This window comes from Plastoroseomonas hellenica (assembly GCF_018129085.1).
Taxonomy (GTDB): Bacteria; Pseudomonadota; Alphaproteobacteria; order Acetobacterales; family Acetobacteraceae; genus Plastoroseomonas; species Plastoroseomonas hellenica.
The window spans coordinates 77,347-90,864 of sequence record NZ_JAAGBB010000009.1 but is presented as its reverse complement, the minus strand read 5'-3'; the positions used below and the strand labels follow the sequence as shown (position 1 = coordinate 90,864).

The 13,518-nt window shown below is 68.3% G+C and carries 12 protein-coding genes; 8 read left to right on the top strand and 4 right to left on the bottom strand.

The genetic code is table 11. The features are described 5' to 3' along the window. Nucleotides 1-4: 4 nt before the first annotated feature. Nucleotides 5-217: a sulfur carrier protein ThiS gene (thiS, locus tag GXW71_RS35405; RefSeq protein WP_211852235.1), complete on the bottom strand. Its 213-nt coding sequence runs from the start codon at nt 215-217 to the stop codon at nt 5-7. 160 nt (nt 218-377) lie between these two features. Between thiS and aroQ the strand changes: the two genes are divergently transcribed. The 3 genes from aroQ to accC are packed head-to-tail and all read left to right on the top strand — an operon-like array spanning nt 378 to nt 2,649. After that, a complete protein-coding gene (gene aroQ / locus GXW71_RS09400; protein WP_211852234.1) occupies nt 378-830 on the top strand; it encodes a type II 3-dehydroquinate dehydratase in 453 nt (150 codons plus the stop codon). Then, nucleotides 830-1,300 carry an acetyl-CoA carboxylase biotin carboxyl carrier protein gene (gene accB, locus GXW71_RS09395; RefSeq protein WP_211852233.1) on the top strand — a complete coding sequence of 157 codons (471 nt, stop codon included), beginning with the start codon at nt 830-832 and terminating at the stop codon, nt 1,298-1,300. The genes aroQ and accB overlap by 1 nt, the downstream gene beginning before the upstream one ends. 5 nt (nt 1,301-1,305) lie before the next feature. Beyond that, complete coding sequence (gene accC, locus GXW71_RS09390) at nt 1,306-2,649, top strand: acetyl-CoA carboxylase biotin carboxylase subunit (protein WP_211852232.1); 1,344 nt, start codon at nt 1,306-1,308, stop codon at nt 2,647-2,649. 175 nt (nt 2,650-2,824) lie between these two features. Here accC and GXW71_RS09385 read toward each other — a convergent pair whose 3' ends face one another. The 3 genes from GXW71_RS09385 to GXW71_RS09375 all read right to left on the bottom strand — a co-directional run bounded on the left by GXW71_RS09385 (nt 2,825) and on the right by GXW71_RS09375 (nt 7,837). Continuing rightward, nucleotides 2,825-4,396, bottom strand: a complete 1,572-nt coding sequence (locus tag GXW71_RS09385; protein WP_211852231.1) for an ABC transporter substrate-binding protein — start codon at nt 4,394-4,396, stop codon at nt 2,825-2,827. 126 nt (nt 4,397-4,522) lie between these two features. Beyond that, on the bottom strand, nt 4,523-6,100 hold the full coding sequence (locus GXW71_RS09380) for an ABC transporter substrate-binding protein (protein ID WP_211852230.1): 1,578 nt from the start codon (nt 6,098-6,100) through the stop codon (nt 4,523-4,525). A 159-nt stretch (nt 6,101-6,259) separates the two neighbouring features. Next, on the bottom strand, nt 6,260-7,837 hold the full coding sequence (locus tag GXW71_RS09375) for an ABC transporter substrate-binding protein (RefSeq protein WP_211852229.1): 1,578 nt from the start codon (nt 7,835-7,837) through the stop codon (nt 6,260-6,262). Nucleotides 7,838-7,931: 94 nt separating this feature from the next. On the opposite strand from GXW71_RS09375, the gene GXW71_RS09370 reads away from it, so the two are divergent. From GXW71_RS09370 to GXW71_RS09350, 5 genes are read left to right on the top strand one after another with little or no spacing between them, the layout of a single operon-like run. Next, a complete protein-coding gene (locus GXW71_RS09370) occupies nt 7,932-9,515 on the top strand; it encodes an ABC transporter substrate-binding protein (protein WP_211852228.1) in 1,584 nt (527 codons plus the stop codon). A gap of 57 nt (nt 9,516-9,572) precedes the next feature. Continuing rightward, entirely contained in the window at nt 9,573-10,544 is a 972-nt protein-coding gene (locus GXW71_RS09365; RefSeq protein ID WP_211852227.1) for an ABC transporter permease, read from the top strand. After that, on the top strand, nt 10,544-11,470 hold the full coding sequence (locus tag GXW71_RS09360) for an ABC transporter permease (protein WP_211852226.1): 927 nt from the start codon (nt 10,544-10,546) through the stop codon (nt 11,468-11,470). The genes GXW71_RS09365 and GXW71_RS09360 overlap by 1 nt, the downstream gene beginning before the upstream one ends. Nucleotides 11,471-11,472: 2 nt before the next feature. Further along, nucleotides 11,473-12,495 carry an ABC transporter ATP-binding protein gene (locus GXW71_RS09355; RefSeq protein ID WP_211852225.1) on the top strand — a complete coding sequence of 341 codons (1,023 nt, stop codon included), beginning with the start codon at nt 11,473-11,475 and terminating at the stop codon, nt 12,493-12,495. After that, nucleotides 12,492-13,514, top strand: a complete 1,023-nt coding sequence (locus GXW71_RS09350) for an ABC transporter ATP-binding protein (protein ID WP_211852224.1) — start codon at nt 12,492-12,494, stop codon at nt 13,512-13,514. The genes GXW71_RS09355 and GXW71_RS09350 overlap by 4 nt, the downstream gene beginning before the upstream one ends. The last annotated feature ends 4 nt before the right edge of the window (nt 13,515-13,518 follow it).

Genomic DNA, 13,518 nt, shown 5'->3' with positions numbered 1-13,518 from the left:
ACCCTCAACCCCCGCCGATGAAGTGCACGATCTCCAGCCGGTCGCCCTCCGCGAGCGCCTGGGCGGCATAGGTCGATCGCGGCACGATCTCCTCGTTCCGCTCGACCGCCACCTTGCGGGTATCGAGGCCGAGCTCGGCGAGCAGCGCGGCGACGGTGGCACCGGCGCCCACCGACCGACCCTCGCCATTGATCGCGATCTGGATGGTCTCTCCCATGGCGCGCAACATGGCCGCCCGGGCTGCCCCGGGCAAGGCGCGGCGGGGAAGGGGCAGGCATGATCATGGCCTTGGCCCGGGCCCATCCGTCCGGCGCCGCTTGCCCCCTGGAAACCCCCCGTGCTAGCCCGTCGCGACCCCAAACACCGGGACTCCGCCCTTGACGCCCCCGCTCGTCGCCATCCTCAACGGCCCGAACCTCAATCTGCTCGGCACCCGGCAGCCCCATATCTATGGCAGCACGACGCTCGATGACGTTGAGACGCTGTGCGGTGAGGCGGCGGATGAGTTCGGCCTGGCGCTCGACTTCCGCCAGACCAACAGCGAGGGCGAGTTGGTCACCTGGGTGCAGGAATGCCGGGGTCGCGCGCAAGGGATCATCATCAACCCGGCGGGCTACACCACCACCTCGATCGCGCTTCTCGACGCGCTGCTGGCCGTCGAGTTGCCGGTGATCGAGGTCCATATCACCAACATTCATCGCCGGGAGGAATTCCGGCAGCACAGCTACGTCTCCAAGGCGGCCACCGGCGTGATCGCCGGGCTGGGGGTCGAGGGCTACGCCCTCGCGATCCGGGCCATGGCGGGGCTGTTGGCGCAGGACGACGAATAATGGCAGGCGGAATCCAGTTCGACCCCAAGGCAATCCGCGAGCTCGCGAACATTCTCCGGGAGACCGATCTCTCCGAGATCGAGCTGGTGGAGAAGGACAGCCGGCTGCGGGTGGCGCGGGTCGTCACAGCCCCGCCGCAGGTGATGGTGCAGGCGGCCGCCCCCGTCGCCGCGGCCGCCACACCGGTGGCCAGCGCCGTGGCCGCCCCGGTCGCAGAGGCCGAGGCTGCGGCCCATCCCGGAGCGATCACCAGTCCGATGGTGGGCGTCGCCTATCTGGCGCCGGAGCCCGGGGCCGCGCCCTTCATCCAGACCGGCACCAAGGTCGCGCAGGGCCAGACGCTGCTGCTGATCGAGGCGATGAAGACCTTCAACCAGATCAAGGCGCCGCGCGCGGGCACTGTCACCCGCATCCTGATCGAGACCGGCACGCCGGTCGAGTTCGGCGAAGCGCTGCTCATCATCGAATAGTGCGCATGTTCAGCAAGATCCTGATCGCGAACCGGGGCGAGATCGCGCTCAGGGTGCATCGCGCCTGCCAGGAGATGGGGATCCGCACCGTCGCCGTGCATTCGACCGCCGACGCGACGGCCATGCATGTGCGGCTTGCCGATGAGAGCGTCTGCATCGGGCCGCCGGCGGCGCGCGACAGCTACCTGAACGTCGCCGCCATCCTCTCCGCGGCCACGATCACCGGCGCCGAGGCGATCCACCCCGGCTACGGCTTCCTGTCGGAGAATGCCCGCTTCGCCGAGATGGTCGAAGCGCATGGCCTGACCTTCATCGGCCCGACCGCCGACCATATCCGGATGATGGGCGACAAGATCGCGGCCAAGACCGCGATGCGTTCGCTCGGCGTGCCGCTGGTGCCCGGCTCCGACGGCGCGCTCGTGACGCTCGAGGAAGCGCGGGCGGTCGCCGACACGGTGAAGTATCCAGTCCTCATCAAGGCCGCTGCCGGCGGCGGCGGCCGCGGCATGAAGGTCGCGCATTCCGAGGACGAGCTGGAGGAGGCCTGGCGGGTCGCCCGCACCGAGGCCAAGGCCGCCTTCGGCGACGACAGCGTCTACCTCGAGAAGTACCTCGACCGCCCGCGCCATATCGAGCTGCAGGTGCTGGCCGACAACCACGGCAATGTCGTGCATTTCGGAGAGCGCGACTGCTCCCTGCAACGCCGCCACCAGAAGCTGCTGGAGGAGGCGGGCAGCCCCGTGCTCGACGCCGCGGCGCGGGACGCGCTGGGTGCCACCGTCACCGCGGGGCTGCGCAAGCTTGGGTACCGCAATGCCGGCACGCTGGAGTTCCTCTGGCAGGACGACCAGTTCGCCTTCATCGAGATGAACACCCGCCTGCAGGTCGAGCATCCCGTGACCGAGATGGTCTGCGGCATCGACCTGGTGAAGGAACAGATCCGCGTCGCCGCCGGCCAGGCCCTCGGCTATGCGCAGCAGGATATCCGCTTCACCGGCCATGCGATCGAATGCCGCATCACCGCCGAGGATCCGGAAACCTTCGCGCCCAGCCCCGGCCGGGTGACGCAGTACCACGCGCCCGGCGGCCTCGGCGTGCGCGTCGACAGCGCGCTCTATGCCGGCTACACGGTGCCGCCGCATTACGACAGCCTGGTCGCCAAGCTCGTCGTGCACGCGCCGAACCGCGCCGAGGCGATCGGCCGGTTGCGCCGGGCGCTGAGCGAGATGGTCGTCGCCGGCATCAAGACCACGCTCCCCTTGCACCAGCGCGTGGTCGAGGATCCGGAGTTCCAGGCCGGCGATTATACGATCCATTGGCTGGAACGCTTCGTCGCGCGGCAGCCGTAGCGGCACAAAAGTCAGCACCACGCGGCCGTAGGCCGCCACTGGTTTCTACGGAGCGAGGCGAAGCCGATGCTCCGGGGCCGCGAATGCGGCCCCGCGCGCGACCAACAGTTGCCGCCAGAGCATACCCGACAGCGCGGAAGCCAAGCCGGCGAATGCCGGCGCCGGCGCTTGAGGCCTAATTATTGGGTCTTGCACTCTGCGCGGACGTCCTTTCATCCATGCGTGGCTCGAACTGGATGCTGCGGCGATGCGCCCAGGTATTGATGAGGTGGAACAGCGGCATCAGGGCGACGTCGTCCATAGCCATCCGCACCGCCTGGCGCAGCAGCATCTCCCGCTCCTCGTCGTCGATGGTGGCGACGGCGCGGGCGGTCAGGGAATCGAGTTCCGGATTCGAATAGCGGCCGCCATTGGAAGCGCCGGTGCGGCGCTCCCGGTCATAGGTGCCCATGATGTTGACCAGCGCATAGCTGGCTTCGCCGGTGGAGCTGCCCCAGCCGGTCAGCCGGATGCCGAATTCCTGCCGGCTGGCGCGGGCGGAGTAGCTGGCCCAGGGCATCGCATCCACCTGCGTTTGCACCCCGATCCGCGTCCACATCTGCGCGACCGCCTGCGCGGCCTTGGCGTCATTGGGGTAGCGGTCATTGGGGGAGGTCAGCGTCAGGCGGAAGCCCTGCGGGAAGCCTGCCTCGGCGAGCAGCCGGCGCGCGCCCTGCGGGTCGAAGCGGGGTGGCGGCACCTCCGGATTATAGCCGAAGGCGCCTTCCGGCAGCCATTGGCCGGAAGCGACCGCGGTGCCTTCCATGACGCGCTCCGCCAGCGCCTCGCGGTCGATCGCCATCGACAGTGCCCGGCGGACGCGGAGGTCATTAAAGGGGTTCGCCGACAGCGGCTGGCCGTTGTTGTCGGCGACGCCAGGCGGGGCCGCGCTGCGTGACCGGTCGGGCGAGAGATAGATCATCCTGAGGCCCTGCATCTGGGCGATCCCGATGCGCGGGTCGCGGCGAAGCCGCGGGATGTCGCTCGAAGGCACCTGGTCGATGACGTCGACATCGCCCGACATGATGGCGGCGCTGCGGGCGCCGTCATTGGTCATCAGGCGGTAGGAGACGCGTGCCCAGGGTTCCGGGCCGGCCCAATAGGCATCGTTGCGCGCGAGCTCGGTGCGGTCGCCGCTGGCATAGGAGACCAGGCGATAGGGGCCGGTCCCGATCGCGGCGCGACCGGTATTGAAGTCCTCGGTTGAGCCGCTGGCCGCCGCGTGGCGGGAGATGATGAAGACCGAGGCGAGTTCGGTCGGCAGCAGTGGGTGCGGGGCCGCGGTGTGGAAGCGGATGGTCAGTGGATCCGTGATCTCGATCCGGGTGATCGCCCGGACGAAGCCCGCATAGCTGCCGGGGCTGTTCGCGACATTGGGGATGCGCTGGATGCTGAAGGCGACATCCTCGGCCGTGAAGTCGCGGCCGTCATGCCACTTCACGCCCGGGCGCAGCCTGAACTCCCAGACGGTCGGCTCGACCGTGCGCCATTCCGCGGCGAGGCCCGGCGTCAGTCGCGCGCGGGCATCGCGCTCCACCAGTCGGTCGAAGATATGCACCGCCAGGCTGGCATTGGGCGCCGCGTTATAGAAATGCGGATCGAGCGAGGTGACCGAGCCGCCAACGCCGATGGTCAGGGTCTGCGCCCCCGCCGGCGCGGTCAGAGGCAGGAGGGCAACTGCCGCGAGCAGGGCACGGCCTGAGGTCATGCGCATCCGATGGGTCCCCCGGCGATCCGGATGCGGTGAGCCTAGAAGGTCTCTGCTGCGCTTTTCCAGGATTCAATCGCGGGAGAGGTCGGGGCCGGGCATGAACGGTGCCCGGCCCCGGATCCCTCAATTCGCCGGCCGCGCGCTCATCGCCGTGGTCCGCTCATCCATCCGCGGCTCGAAGGCGATGGTCCGGCGATGCGCCCAGATGTTCACCAGTTGGAACAGCGGGATCATCCCGAGGTCGTCCGTCGCCATCTTCACGGCGTCGCGCAGCAACGCCTCCCGCTGCCCGTCATCGAGGGTGGCGACGGCACGGGCCGTCAGCGCATCGAGCTCAGGGTTGGAGTAGCGGGCAGCGTTCGAGGCGCCGATGCGGCGTTCGCGATCATAGGTGCCGAGGATATTCACCAGCGTATAGCTCGCCTCGCCGGTCGAGCTGCCCCAGCCGGCCAGGCGCATGGCGAATTCCTGGCGTGCGGACCGCCCCGCAAAGGAGGACCAGGGCAGCGCCTGCACCTCGGTCCGCACGCCGATGCGGGTCCACATCTGCGCCACCGCCTGGGCGGTCTTGGCGTCATTCGGATAGCGGTCATTGGGGGTGGTCAACACCAGGCGGAAGCCCTGGGGAAAGCCCGCCTCGGCGAGGAGCCGGCGCGCGCCGTCCGGATCAAAGGCAGGCGTGGGGACCGCCGGATTGTGGCCGAAGGTCCCTTCCGGCAGCCACTGGCCGGTGGCGGCTGCGGTGCCTTCCATCGCGCGTTCGGCCAGGGCGTCCCGATTGATCGCGATGGACAGCGCGCGGCGCACGCGGAGGTCGATGAAGGGGTTGCTGGCCAGCGGCTGGCCGGCATTGTCGGTGACGCCGGGCTCGCTGCCGGTGCGGGAGCGGTCGGGCGAGAGATAGATCACCCTGAGGCCCTGGATGCGCGCGAGGCTGATCCGGCTCTCGCGCTGCAGGCGCGGCAGGTCGCCGCTCGGCACCTGGTCGATCACGTCCACATCCCCGGCCAGGAGGGCGGCGCTGCGGGCACCGTCATTGGCGAGGAAGCGGTAGGAGACGCGTTCCCAAGGCTGCCGCCCGCCCCAGAAGGCGTCGTTCCGCGCCAGTTCGGTGCGGTCACCGCTGGTATAGGAAATCACGCGATAGGGACCGGTGCCGATCGCCGCGCGGCCGGCGTTGAAATCTTCGGTCGTGGCGTCCATCGCCGCATGGCGCGCGATGATCGCGACCGAGCCGAGCTCGGTCGGCAGCAGCGGGTGCGGTGCGACCGTGTGGAGGCGGATGGTCAGCGGATCCACGATCTCGACGCGCTGGATCGAGCGGACGAAGCCGCCGAAGCCGCTCGGTGCGTTCGGGACATTCGGCGTGCGCTCGATGGTGAAAGCGACGTCCTCGGCCGTGAAGTCGCGGCCGTCATGCCATTTGACGCCGGGGCGCAGCTTGAACTCCCAGACGGTGGGTTCGATCGCGCGCCACTCGGTCGCGAGGCCGGGATAGAGGCGGGCATGGGTGTCCCGCTCCACCAGCCGGTCGAAGAGATGCATGGAGAGGCTGTTGTTCGGAGCGGCATTGTGGAAATGCGGGTCGAGGGAGGTGACCGCACCGCCGATGCCGATGGTCAGGGTCTGGGCCGCCGCCGGCATCGCCAAGGGCAACAGGGCGAAGGAGGCGAGCAGGGCTCGGCAGCAAGTCACGCGCATCGATGATGTCTCCGGCAAACAGGAAGCGGCGAAACTAGAGCGTTCCCACTCCGCTCCGCTACGCCATGTCTCGATATCCTTTCTCCGGAGGCGCCGCTTCCTGCCTCAGGATTGAGCGGGGTGCGCGAAAGCGCGCCCCGCTCCAGCCGGATCGGACGCTCAGTTCGCCGGACGCGCGCTCATCGCCAGGGTGCGCTCGTCCATGCGCGGATCGAAGGCGATGGTGCGCCGGTGCGCCCAGATGTTCACCAACTGGAAGAGCGGGATCAGCCCGACATCGTCCATCGCCATCTGCACGCCCTCGCGCAGCAGTGCCGCGCGCTGGCCGTCATCCAGCGTGGATGCCGCGCGCGCGGTCAGCGCATCGAGCTGCGGATTGGAGTAGCGGCCCATGTTGGACGCGCCGGTGCGCGCCTCGCGGTCGAAGGTGCCGAGGACATTGACCAGCATGTAGCTCGCCTCGCCGGTCACGCTGCCCCAGCCGAGCAGGCGCATGGCGAATTCCTGGCGGCTCGAGCGCTGCGCGAAAGATGCCCAGGGCAGCGCGTCCACCTGGGTCTGCACGCCGATGCGGGTCCACATCTGGGCGACCGCCTGCGCGGTCTTGGCGTCGTTCGGGTAGCGGTCGTTCGGGCTGTGCAGGGTCATGCGGAAACCCTGCGGGAAGCCGGCCTCGGCCAACAGGCGGCGGGCGCCGTCGGGATCGAAGCGCGGCGGCGCGACCTCCGGGTTGTAACCGAAGGTGCCTTCCGGCAGCCATTGCCCGGTCGGCGCCGCGGTGCCCTCCATCACGCGCTCGGCCAGCGCCTGGCGGTTGATCGCGCCCGACAGTGCCCGGCGCACCCGCACATCCTGGAAGGGGTTGCGTGCCAGCGGCTGGCCGGCATTGTCGGTCACGAAGGGTACGTTCGCGCTGCGTGAGAAATCGGCCTGGAGGTAGATCACCCGGAGGCCCTGGATGCGGCTCAGCACGACGCGCTGGTCGCGGCCGAGGCGCTCCAGATCGGTCGAGGGCACCTGGTCGATCACGTCCACGTCGCCGGCCAGCAGCGCCGCGCTGCGCGCGCCGTCATTGGCCATGATCCGGTAGGAGACCCGCGCCCAGGGCTGCCGCTGGCCCCAATAGGCGTCGTTCCGGGCGAGCTCGGTGCGATCGCCATTGGCGTAGGAGACCAGGCGATAGGGGCCGGTGCCGACCGCGGCGCGCCCGGCATTGTAGTCTTCGGTCGTGGCGTTGCCCGCGGCGTGGCGGGAGATGATGGCGACCGAGGCGAGCTCGGTCGGCAGCAATGGATGCGGCGCTGCGGTATGGAAGCGGATGGTCAGCGGATCAACGATCTCGACCCGCCGGATGGCGCGCACGAAGCCACCGAAGCCGCCCGGGCTGTTCGGCACGTTCGGCGTGCGTTCGATGGTGAAGGCGACGTCGTCGGCCGTGAAGTCGCGGCCGTCATGCCACTTCACCCCTGGGCGCAGCTTGAACTCCCACACGGTCGGCTCGATCGCCCGCCACTCGGTGGCGAGCCCCGGATAGGGCTGCGCGCGTGCGTCGCGCTCCACCAGCCGGTCGAAGAGATGCATCGAGAGGCTGTTGTTCGGCGACGCATTGTAGAAATGCGGGTCGAGGGACGTCACCGAGCCGCCGATGCCGATGGTCAGGTTCTGCGCCCCGGCAGGCGCCGCCAAAGGCAGCAGGGCCAGCGCCGTGACCAGGGCGCGGCGTGTGGTCGTACGCATCCGGTGTTTCTCCAGGCTGTATAGACGAGCTGAGCCTAGCGAGGCTTTGATCGCGCTGCTACAAGGGAGGCTTAGGGACGGTTCTGGGGGCTATATGAAGATGTTGCAGAAAGTGGCGGTCGCCGCTGCCTTCGGCGTTTTTGCCGTGGCCAGCGCCCAGGCGCAGACACTCACCATCGCAGTCGGTGCGCCGGTCACCTCCCTCGACCCCCACTACCACCAGTTGTCCCCGAACAACGCCGCGGCGGACATGATCTTCGATCGGCTGGTCAACACCGATGAGCGATCGCGCCAGGAGCCTGGCCTGGCGCTGGAATGGCGCGCGGTGGAACCGACCGTCTGGGAATTCAAGCTGCGGCCCAATGTGCGCTTCCAGAACGGCAGCGCCTTCACGGCCGAGGACGTGGCCTTCACGCTCGGCCGCCTGCCGAACGTGCCGAACAGCCCATCCTCCTTCGCGGCCTATTCCCGCCCGATCCAGCGTATCGAGATCGTCGATCCGCTGACCATCCGCTTCCATACGGCCGAGCCCTATCCGCTGCTGCCGCTCGACATGACCAATGTCCGCATCCTCGACCGCGAGACGCATGAGCGCTCGACGACCGAAGATTTCAACGCCGGCCGCGCGGCGATCGGCACCGGCCCCTTCCGCGTGGTCTCCCACCGCATGGGCGACCGCATCGAGCTGGAGCGGAACGACACCTATTGGGGTGAGCGTCCCGCCTATGCCCGCGTCAACTATCGTATGGTGACCAATGATGCGGCCCGCACCGCGGCGCTGTTGGCCGGCGATGTCGACCTCATCGACCAGGTGCCGACCAGCGACCTCGCGCGACTGCGTCAGGACCAGCGGGTGTCGATTTCCGAGAGGGTCGGCCTGCGGCTGATCTTCATCGGCCTCGATCACCTGCGCGCCGCCAACGAGAATTCACCGTTCATCACGGACAACAATGGCCAGCCGCTCGGCCGCAACCCGCTGCAGGATGTGCGGGTGCGCCGCGCGCTTTCCATGGCGATCGACCGCCGCGCCATCGTCGACCGCGTGATGGAAGGCGCTGCCGTCCCCGCGGGGCAATTCCTGCCGGAAGGCACCTACGGCTTCGTCCCCAACCTGCCGCCGGTCGCCTTCGATGCCGACGGTGCCCGTCGCCTGCTGGCCGAGGCCGGCTATCCGCAGGGCTTCCGTATCACGCTCTCCAGTCCCAATGATCGCTACATCAACGATGCCCGCATCGCCCAGGCCGTCGGGCAGATGTGGACCCGCATCGGCGTGCGCACGGCAGTCGATGCGCAGCCCTGGACCACCTTCGTGGCCCGCGCCGGCCGGGCCGACACCTCCGCCCACCTGATCGGCTGGGGCAGCAACCCGGATGGCTCGCATCCGTTGCGCAACATCCTGGCGACGGTGAGCCGGGACCGCGGCTGGGGTTCGTCCAACCGCGGCCGCTATTCCAACCAGCAGGTCGATGCCCTGCTGCTGCAATCGCTGTCCGAGTTGAACGAAGAACGGCGCGAGGAGCTGGTGATCCAGGCGCAGCGCATCGCGGCCGAGGATGTCGGCGTCATTCCCCTGCACATCCAGACCAATATCTGGGCGACGCGGCGCGGCATCGCCTACAACGCGCGTGCCGACGAGCTGACCCTGGCGCAGGACGCGCGCCCCGCCGCGGCACGATAAGAAGCGCGCCGCGGAGCGGCAAAGGAGCCCGCCGCGGAGCGGTAAAGGAGTAAGAGCTTGAGCGTCTATCTTCTGCGGCGCCTCATCCAGGCGCTCGGTGTCGTGCTGGTGATGTCGCTGATCGTCTTCATCGGCGTCTTCGCCATCGGCGACCCGGTCGAGATCCTGATCAGCCCGGACGCCGACCAGATCGAGCGTGAGCGCGCGATCGTGGCGCTCGGCCTCGATAAGCCGCTCTGGCTCCAGTACCTGTCCTTCCTGGGCAACGCGCTGCGTGGCGATCTCGGCCGCAGCTTCGTGTTCAACGAACCGGCGCTGCAGCTCATCCTGAACCGCATGCCGGCGACGCTGGAACTCGCCTTCGGCGCCATGTTCCTGGCCCTGCTGGTCGGGCTGCCGCTCGGCCTATATGCCGGGCTGAAGCCGAACTCGCCGGTCAGCAAGGGGATCATGGCCGGCAGCATCCTCGGTTTCTCGCTGCCGACCTTCTGGGTCGGGCTCATGCTCATCATGGTCTTCGCGGTCCAGCTCGGCTGGCTGCCCTCCACCGGCCGCGGTGAGACGCGGGAGATCCTCGGCATGCGCTGGAGCTTCCTCACCAGGGACGGGCTCGCCCATATGGCCATGCCGGCGCTGAATCTGGCGCTGTTCAAGATCAGCCTCGTCATCCGGCTGACCCGGGCCGGGGTGCGCGAGACCATGCTGATGGATTACGTGAAGTTCGCGCGCGCCAAGGGGCTGAGCCCGGCCCGCGTCACCTTCGTGCATGTGTTCAAGAACATCCTGATCCCGGTCGTGACCGTGGTCGGTCTGGAGCTCGGCTCCACCATCGCCTTCTCCGTGGTGACGGAAAGCGTCTTCGCCTGGCCCGGCATGGGCAAGCTGATCATCGACAGCATCAACGTGCTCGACCGTCCCGTGATCGTCGCCTATCTGATGATCATCGTGCTGATGTTCATCACCATCAACCTGGTCGTGGATCTCACCTATTCCGTGCTCGATCCGCGCGTGCGGCTGGAGGGCAAGTGATGAGCACCACCACGCTTCCCGCGGCTCCCGCTGCTCCTGCGGTACCGCCCAAGGTCGAGACGCCGTTCCGGCGCTTCGTCTCGGAATTCGCGGAATCGAAGATCGCGCTCGGCGGCCTGATCGTGTTCACGCTGATCGCGCTGATCGCGATCTTCGCGCCCTGGATCTCGCCGCAGAACCCCTATGACCTCGCCCAGCTCGACATCATGGACGGGCGCATGGAGCCGGGGACGGTCGGCGGCGACGGCTTCACCTTTTGGCTCGGCACCGACGATCAGGGCCGCGACATGCTGTCCGGCATCATGTACGGGCTGCGCATCTCGCTCACCGTCGGCGCCGGCTCGGCGCTGATCGCCTGCTTGGTTGGTGCCTCGCTCGGGCTGCTGGCCGCTTATGCAGGTGGCAAGACCGACAGCGCGATCATGCGTCTGGTCGACCTCCAGCTCTCTTTTCCGGCGATCCTCGCCGCGCTGATGATCCTGGCCTTCCTCGGCAAGAGCGTGACGAATGTCGTCATCGCGCTGGTCATCGTCGAATGGGCCTATTACGCCCGTACCGTGCGCGGCACCGCGCTGGTCGAGCGCCGGCGCGAATACATCGAGGCGGCGCAATGCCTCGCGCTGCCGACGCGACGCATCCTGTTCCGCCATCTGCTGCCCAATTGCCTGCCGCCGCTGATCGTCGTCGGCACCATGCAGGTGGCGCGCGCGATCGCGTTGGAAGCGACGCTGTCCTTCCTCGGCCTCGGCGTGCCGATCACGGAGCCCTCGCTCGGGCTGCTGATCGCCAATGGCTATGAGTACATGCTGAGTGGCAAGTACTGGATCAGCTTCTATCCCGGCATCGCGCTGCTCATCACCATCGTCTCGATCAATCTGGTCGGCGATCAGCTTCGCGACGTGCTGAACCCACGGTTGAAGAAATAGGCATGACCGCCGCCAGCATCTCCGCCAGCCCCATCTCCGCCGCACCGACGCTCGAGGTGCGGAACCTGCAGACGCATTTCTTCACCCGCGCCGGCGTGGTGAAGGCCGTAGACGGCGTCTCCTTCACCGTGCCGCGCGGCAAGGTGCTGGGCCTCGTCGGCGAATCCGGTTCCGGCAAGACGGTCACCGGCTTTTCGATCATCGGCCTGGTCGATCCGCCGGGCCGCATCGTCGGTGGCGAGATCCTCTATCAAGGCAAGAACCTGGCCAGCCTGTCCGAGGAGGAGATGCGGCACCTGCGCGGCAACCGCATCGCGATGATCTTCCAGGATCCGATGATGACGCTGAACCCGGTGCTGCGCATCGACACCCAAATGATCGAGACGGTCCGGGCGCATACCAAGGTCAGTCATGAGGAGGCGCGCCAGCGCGCGCGCGACACGCTCGGCATGGTCGGCATCCCCTCCCCGGACGAGCGGCTGAAATCCTATCCGCACCAGTTCTCGGGCGGCATGCGCCAGCGCGTCGCGATCGCGATCGCGCTGCTGCACCGGCCAGAGCTGATCGTCGCCGACGAGCCGACCACGGCCCTCGACGTCACCATCCAGGGCCAGATCCTCGCCGAGGTGCAGAAGCTCGCCGCGACCACCGGCACCTCGCTGATCTGGATCACGCATGACCTGTCGGTCGTCGCCGGCCTCGCCGACGAGATCGCCGTCATGTATGCCGGCCGCGTCGTCGAGCATGGCCTGGTCGAACAGGTGCTCGACCGCCCGCTGCATCCTTATACCGCGGGCCTGATCGGCAGCGTCCCGTCGCGCAACAAGCGCGGCGAACCGTTGCGCCAGATCCCCGGCATGACACCGTCGCTGCTCTCGCTGCCGGCGGGCTGCGCCTTCCGTTCGCGCTGCCCGCGCGCCGGCGAGGAATGCGGCATCGAACCGCCGATCCGCGAAATCCTGCCCGGCCGCGACGCCCGTTGCCATCGCCCCATCCTCGAAGCCGCCGAGGTCGCCTCCGCATGAGTGCCACGACCCTGGCCCCCGCCGCTGCGCCGATGATCGAGCTGCGCGGCATCAGCCGCCGCTTCGAGAAGAAGCTCGACTTCGCCGGCCGCATCGCCAAGCGCCTGGGCGCGCCGGTGCGGGAAGAAATCGTGCACGCCGTCGACGGCGTCGACCTAAGCATCGCCAAGGGTGAGGTGGTCGGGCTGGTCGGTGAATCCGGCTGCGGCAAGTCGACGCTCGGGCGCATGGTCGCCGGCATCCTGCCGCCCTCGGACGGCACCGTGCTGCGCCAGGGGCGCGACATCACGGTGCTGAACACCCAGGATGCGCGCGAGGCGAAGCTGCGCACGCAGATGATATTCCAGGATCCCTACGCCTCGCTGAACCCGCGCATGCGGGTCGCTGACATCGTGGGTGAGGCGCCGCATGTGCATGGCATCGTCTCCGGCCGCGACTGGAACGACTATGTGGACGAGCAACTGCGGCGCGCCGGGCTCGACCCGGCGCTGAAGCGCCGCTATCCGCACCAGTTCTCGGGCGGGCAGCGCCAGCGCATCGGCATCGCCCGCGCGCTCGCGGTGAAACCCGACTTCCTGGTCTGTGACGAGGCGGTGGCGGCACTCGACGTGTCGATCCAGGCGCAGATCCTGAACCTCTTCATGAAGCTGCGGCGGGAGCTGGACCTCACCTATCTGTTCATCAGCCACGACCTCGGCGTGGTGGAACACCTCTCCGATCGCGTCGTCATCATGTATCTCGGCCGCGTGGTGGAATCCGCGCCGGCGGCCGAGGTCTTCGCCCGCGCCAACCACCCCTACACCGTGTCGCTGCTTTCGGCGGTGCCGCGGATCGACTCCCGCAAGCGCGCCTTCTCGGTGGTGCAGGGCGAGATCCCTTCGCCGCTGAACCCGCCGCCCGGTTGCCATTTCCATCCGCGCTGCCCGCATGCCATGCCGCGTTGCAAGGTGGAACGTCCGGCGCTCCGGGAGATCGCACCCGGTCATATCAGCGCCTGCCACCTCAACGACGCCTCCTGACTGC

Excerpts from the sequence above, each read along its gene's own strand:
- thiS (WP_211852235.1), bottom strand. The coding sequence starts at position 217 with ATGGGAGAGACCATCCAGATCGCGATCAATGGCGAGGGTCGGTCGGTG.
- accB (WP_211852233.1), top strand. The coding sequence starts at position 830 with ATGGCAGGCGGAATCCAGTTCGACCCCAAGGCAATCCGCGAGCTCGCG.
- accC (WP_211852232.1), top strand. The coding sequence starts at position 1,306 with ATGTTCAGCAAGATCCTGATCGCGAACCGGGGCGAGATCGCGCTCAGG.
- GXW71_RS09385 (WP_211852231.1), bottom strand. The coding sequence starts at position 4,396 with ATGACCTCAGGCCGTGCCCTGCTCGCGGCAGTTGCCCTCCTGCCTCTG.
- GXW71_RS09380 (WP_211852230.1), bottom strand. The coding sequence starts at position 6,100 with ATGCGCGTGACTTGCTGCCGAGCCCTGCTCGCCTCCTTCGCCCTGTTG.
- GXW71_RS09375 (WP_211852229.1), bottom strand. The coding sequence starts at position 7,837 with ATGCGTACGACCACACGCCGCGCCCTGGTCACGGCGCTGGCCCTGCTG.
- GXW71_RS09370 (WP_211852228.1), top strand. The coding sequence starts at position 7,932 with ATGAAGATGTTGCAGAAAGTGGCGGTCGCCGCTGCCTTCGGCGTTTTT.
- GXW71_RS09360 (WP_211852226.1), top strand. The coding sequence starts at position 10,544 with ATGAGCACCACCACGCTTCCCGCGGCTCCCGCTGCTCCTGCGGTACCG.
- GXW71_RS09355 (WP_211852225.1), top strand. The coding sequence starts at position 11,473 with ATGACCGCCGCCAGCATCTCCGCCAGCCCCATCTCCGCCGCACCGACG.
- GXW71_RS09350 (WP_211852224.1), top strand. The coding sequence starts at position 12,492 with ATGAGTGCCACGACCCTGGCCCCCGCCGCTGCGCCGATGATCGAGCTG.